Here is a 5374-nt window from a genome sequence, read left to right as displayed (position 1 = left end):
TTCCAATAACTACTAATATGATTTCTCCTATTGCATATTTAAGATACTTTCCTGTTTTTCCTTCAGAGAGTAAGTTTTGTCTAATTTTTCTAAAGAATTTTATCATTTAGTAAAGGTTGGTTAAATAATGAAGCACAACGTGTTCGTGTATGGTTTGTACGGAATTCAGCCGAACGCTTCGCGTTTCGGATGAGCCAGCTCGTCTGGCGAAAATTCCGTTGGAAAAGAGCGTAAGGCTGAGCTAACGAAATGTACCATGAAATAAATATAGTTATTTAAAGTGAGAATTTTTCCGCTGGAAAAATTCGGTAGTATAAACTATACACGTTGTTGTGGTTTAGTGCGAACTAAAGCCATGATTCCTTTTCTAGAAAAATGAACTACTATAACTGCAAGATTGCTAAATATCCAAAATCCAAAAGTTATTCCCATAACTGGTAATCCGCATACTAGATCATCTGGAAGTAAAATTGATGTAAAGATTTTAGGAAATACGAAAAGATTTAATAAAATCAACAAATCGAGAATAATAAAATCCGGAATCTTAGGTAGGAACTTTCCTTTCAGCAAATACAAAACAAGTTGTACAACACACAAAATTCCGATAAATATTAAAATCATAACTTAATTTGAATTGAGCATTAACTACAACGTGTTCGTGTAAGCGTCAGTAACGGAAAAAGGCGTTAGTGTTTTTCCGCTGACGCAACTAATTTAATGAAAAAGGCTGAATTTCCGATTAGGGAATTCAGCCGTTATTGCGCTTACACGTTGTTGTGTGCAGTTTTTTATAATCCATTTCGGTTTTTCCAATTACTCATTGTTGTTGGATGTTCATGGTCAATTGGGTAATTCCGATTTACAAAATCAAGTTGTTTTGGTGTTAACAAGACAAACATTCCATCATTCCCACAATTTATTGGGTAAAATTGTTCAATTGAACCTTGTCTTCTTAATTCAGCATTGAGCATTTCTATAAAATTGACATAAGCTATTCCCCAATCAAGGTCAGAAAATTGTCCATCAAACGCGACGTATTCAATTCCATTAAGCTCAATTGTGTGTTTCCACCTGTGTTGATCTTGCTCACTTTTCTCATTTTCGAATTTCAATTCCAGTCCGAGCTTTTCAAAGGTAGTTTTGACTTGATTTAAATACTCTGTTAATCCATCTGTCTCGAAAAGTTCCTCACAGTCTATCCAATGATAGCGATTGTCCATAAAATCCATAGTTTCTCCGCGCATTGGACCTTGAAAGAAATCCAAGTCCGTATAGGCCTTTTGAAAGTCAGCTTTAACCTTATCCAATTCAGATTCATTGGTCAAATTGAAATAACCCAATTTTTCTAATTCAGTCACGACTTCTTTTCCGCTTATTTTTTCTTGGATTGCTTGTTCGGGATTTGAGTTTTTGATTTTAGAAACAGCATTATCCTTTTTGGAATTACAAGCCAAAAAAGTTGATAGAAATATGATAATTAAAATATGTTTCATTGATTTGGTCAAATTGCACACAACGGTCTTGTATATGAAAAGTAGCGGATTTTAGGCACGAACTTTTCGGATTATAACTAACCTTTAATTTATTCATTTTGTTTCAATTAAGCGATTAAACCGCTATTTTTTATATACGTTGTTAGCAAACGTACTTTTTTATTTTATTCCGTTTTCAGAGAGTAATTCATCAAAAGCTTTTCCGCCCCAATCCTTTCTTAAGTTTTCATTTTTTTCTCTTGCACTTAAAATCTGCTTATTTATCTCCTGATTATTATAGGAAATTAACGCTTTGGTAGCAGACAGATAAATATGTGCATTCCACTCCGTTTCTAATATTTCTATTAGTGGTTTTACAAATGAATTGTCTTTAAATTCAGATGCTTTTTTAGCATATAATGGGAAATTATGAACATTAGATTTTGTGATGTTCTCTCTGATTAACTGAAATCCAAAATCTCTGTCTTTATCTATTATTAAGTCTAGCATTTGTTCATTCAAGCTTTTTGTTTCTTCAAAATTGTCAAAACTGAAATTCGCAATGTCCAAGTCATTAGGGTTTTGCATACTTTTTTTTGTCAATTCAAATGCTCTGCTTGAATTTAAACTGCTTAAATACTCGAAGACTTTTGGTGAGATTTTATTTTCTTCTTCCCATAGTTTCCATAGAATTTCTTCATAGTTCTTACATTGAAATTCATTTAATGCGGAAAAAATCATATTTAAATGATACTTTCTAATATGCTTATGTTCGACTTGTGTAAAAGGTATTAGTAATTGATTTTTAGCATCTTCATTTTTGTAGCTTGCAATTGCCCTGTACAATTGTGTCCATTCATTACTAAAATGCGTATTGTCTAATGTCTTTTGAAGTTGTGATTTTAAAAATGGGAAGAATTTCGGATTTGGAAAATAACTTATGGCTTTATATGTAAAAAAATATCCGCCTTCATCTTTATCTGTTTCGTCTCGAAAGTTTATTATAATATCAATGTCTTGTTTCTTTTGATATTTAGCCAAAGTTACTAATGCACTTTGATTCTTTTCATTAATAACAAGTTCACGAATTTTTGGGTATAAACTTTCAGTTGGTTCAGCTCTATTAATAGCATCAAATCGAGCCGATAAATTGTTTGGTTGAAATATTAAAAGGCTATCTAATTCTTTCATTTCTTTAGAGTCCATTTTTTTTGAATCTAAATCAATATATTCTGGGGTAGCAACACTTATAAAAAAATCGCCAACTTTTTCTTTACTAACGATACAACCAAACATTGTACTTACTAATTCATCGTCATTCAGATGATTCTTAATTATTGGAAATAAGTCAATGTTCTTTTTATGTGACAATGCCCAAAACGAATATGAACGTACAACTCCATTTGGATGATTTGTTAATTCAATCAGTTCCTCTTTAGAAGCCTTTTTCTCTAATTCCACAAAATTATCATATTGTTTTGGTCTTGTTCCACCAATAGAAACCGCAGAACCCATTAATTCATTGACCTTTGCTATTTTCTGAACAATTTTATTTGTCTTACTCGAAATCTTGTTTTGGTCAAATTTCGATTGTCCAAAAAGATTGAAGGACAAGAAGAATGTTAATATTAAAGCAATTTGTTTCATTCGTATGTTTGCTAACGTGTTCGTGTATGGTTTGTGCGGATTGAGCCGATGCTGTTTTGGCTTCGGATGAGCCACTCGTGGCGAAAAATCCGCTGGAGGAAAACAGCAAGGCTCTGACTTGCAGGTTTTCCGATAATTTTAATGTTTATTAAAAGTAGGAAATTTTCCTTTAGTTAACCAACATAGCATTAACTATACACGTTGTTGTGTAACGTTTTATTTGGGTTCTCTATTTTTCAATTCCTCCCAACTTATAGAATTCAATTGTTTTGACTCCTCTATAAATAGATTGAATTTATCTTCGGAAATCCAATTTTCAACTTCTTCATCAAAATCTAATGAATTAGGAATTTGTTCCAGATCTTCTGGCTTATCAGTGTAAAACCCAATTGCAGGATAAGGAGCACCATATGGATTGCCTAGTAGTAAAACTTCATATTTAATACTCTCTGGAAAATCTTTAAATAAATTTGGTAAATTATTGCAAACAACTTGCAAATATGCAACCCATAAATCACAATTAAGGTGTAGCATTTTATTATTTGGTGGTTCAATTATTGTATAACCTCTTCTTTCTTTGTTTTTGTTATTCATTGGTCAATGGATTTGATTTTACCATGATTCAAAACTGAAGTTTCATAAAGAAAAGGATCATAATGTTCAATCTTCCATTCATCTTTAGAAAACACAAAAGAAAGGTAAGGACTCAACACATGATTCTTACTGATTGTTAGGTTATCTCCTTCACTTGGAGAGTAGTCAAAATCAAAACAATCTTCACAATTTAAATTCAATACAATCCATTCTGCATTTAAACCATTGCCTATATCGTCCTCAGGAAACATATATCTTCCCATTTCTTTTTGCTTCTTGTCACCTTCAAATTTAAAAAGTGTCCAAACATATTCAGTGACATCTTTTGATTTTTCTTTATTTGATTTATTCGAAGATTTTTTATCTCTTGAAGAACTGAATTCGTCTAGATCACAAGTACAAAATTTTATTCCGTCTTTGAATTTACACATGTTTTTTTAAAATGTTACACAACGTGTTCGTGTAAGGTTTGTTGCGGAATTTCAGCCGAGCGCTTTGCGTTTGGATGAGCCAGTCTGTGACTGGCGAAAATTCCGTTGGAAAAAAAGCGAGAGGCTAAGCTAACGAATTGATTCCTGAAATAAATATAGTTAAATAATGCGAGAATTTTTCCGCTGGAAAAATTTGAAGCAATTGACCTTACACGTTGTTGGCAACTGTATGTTCTAATTCAGTTTTTAATTTTGTAGCTAGTTCAAATTGCTCTTCATTTTGAATGAAAAAGTTTTTATAAATCTTTGTCTTATCAAATTCAAAATAAATACTGTTTTCTACACCACTTGATTTTCCAGGAGCAAGCGAATGACCAAATGGATCAATAAACTTACCAGAAAAATCTTTCAGTTCTATTTTTAGATTTTTAATTCTATTTAGGTCATAGATTTTATCATCTAGTTCTATATTATCTTCATTAATCCTTAAATAGCCAATGTTTTTACCTCTTGTTTTTTGTTTTTTATAAACAAGAGAAATTTTTGAGTAGCCAATAATAAAAACACAAATTATGGCTAAAAATCGAACTAATTTATCTAACCAATCAATTCTCCAAAAATATTCATTAAGTAATGCAATAAAGAATACAAATAGTAATCCGATTAATCCATTCCACAAGACTTTTTGATATGGATGTTGAATTTTTTCTACTGAATTGGGATCAATTGTTTTAGCAAAGAATTTCATATTGTTGCCAACGTGTTCGTGTATGGTTTGTGCGGATTGAGCCGAAGCTGTTTTAGCTTCGGATGAGCCACTCGTGGCGAAAAATCCGCTGGAGGAAAACAGCAAGGCTCTGACTTGCAGGTTTTCCGATTGCTTTAATGTTTTTTAAAAGTAGGAAATTTTCTTTTAGTTAACCAACAAAGCATTAACCATAAACGTTGTTGGCAATAGTATTTTATTCGGTCACACTTTCTTCTAACTCATCTTTTTTGGATAAAACTTTTCCAATTATCATTGGTGTTAGAATGCAAGCAATTCCAATTATAGAATTCCAACTAAACTGTGGAATAAAATTCATTACGATTAAATAGATTCCACAAATTGTAAGCACTATTTTGAGTTTTATGTTATCGAAAGCCCATGCAAAAGCTAAGTAAGCAATTCCAATTAAGCAAAACATAGTTATGTTAAGTATTTTGTTTGTTTCGTAATCGAAATTCAAA

At 31.7% G+C, this 5374-nt stretch carries 7 protein-coding genes; all 7 read right to left on the bottom strand.

What is annotated here, in order from left to right; translation table 11 throughout:
* Positions 1-318: 318 nt before the first annotated feature.
* Positions 319-621, bottom strand: coding sequence for a hypothetical protein (locus AB9K26_RS00235; RefSeq protein ID WP_369970544.1), 303 nt, complete (start codon positions 619-621; stop codon positions 319-321).
* A gap of 167 nt (positions 622-788) precedes the next feature.
* The gene (locus AB9K26_RS00230; RefSeq protein WP_369970543.1) at positions 789-1493 is read right to left on the bottom strand and encodes a hypothetical protein; all 705 of its coding nucleotides are present in this window, start codon (positions 1491-1493) and stop codon (positions 789-791) included.
* A 159-nt stretch (positions 1494-1652) separates the two neighbouring features.
* Positions 1653-3119, bottom strand: coding sequence for a hypothetical protein (locus AB9K26_RS00225; protein WP_369970542.1), 1467 nt, complete (start codon positions 3117-3119; stop codon positions 1653-1655).
* 216 nt (positions 3120-3335) lie between these two features.
* The gene (locus AB9K26_RS00220) at positions 3336-3713 is read right to left on the bottom strand and encodes a hypothetical protein (RefSeq protein ID WP_369970541.1); all 378 of its coding nucleotides are present in this window, start codon (positions 3711-3713) and stop codon (positions 3336-3338) included.
* On the bottom strand, positions 3710-4144 hold the full coding sequence (locus AB9K26_RS00215) for a hypothetical protein (protein WP_369970540.1): 435 nt from the start codon (positions 4142-4144) through the stop codon (positions 3710-3712). The genes AB9K26_RS00220 and AB9K26_RS00215 overlap by 4 nt, the downstream gene beginning before the upstream one ends.
* Positions 4145-4352: 208 nt before the next feature.
* Complete coding sequence (locus AB9K26_RS00210; RefSeq protein ID WP_369970539.1) at positions 4353-4892, bottom strand: hypothetical protein; 540 nt, start codon at positions 4890-4892, stop codon at positions 4353-4355.
* Positions 4893-5106: 214 nt separating this feature from the next.
* Positions 5107-5374 (bottom strand): hypothetical protein (locus tag AB9K26_RS00205; RefSeq protein ID WP_369970538.1); only part of this gene is annotated, 268 nt, incomplete at its 5' end.

Origin of the sequence: Psychroserpens sp. XS_ASV72 (assembly GCF_041224425.1) — a bacterium.
In the GTDB taxonomy this organism is placed as follows: Bacteria; Bacteroidota; Bacteroidia; order Flavobacteriales; family Flavobacteriaceae; genus Psychroserpens.
This window is presented reverse-complemented; position numbering and strand designations above follow the sequence as displayed.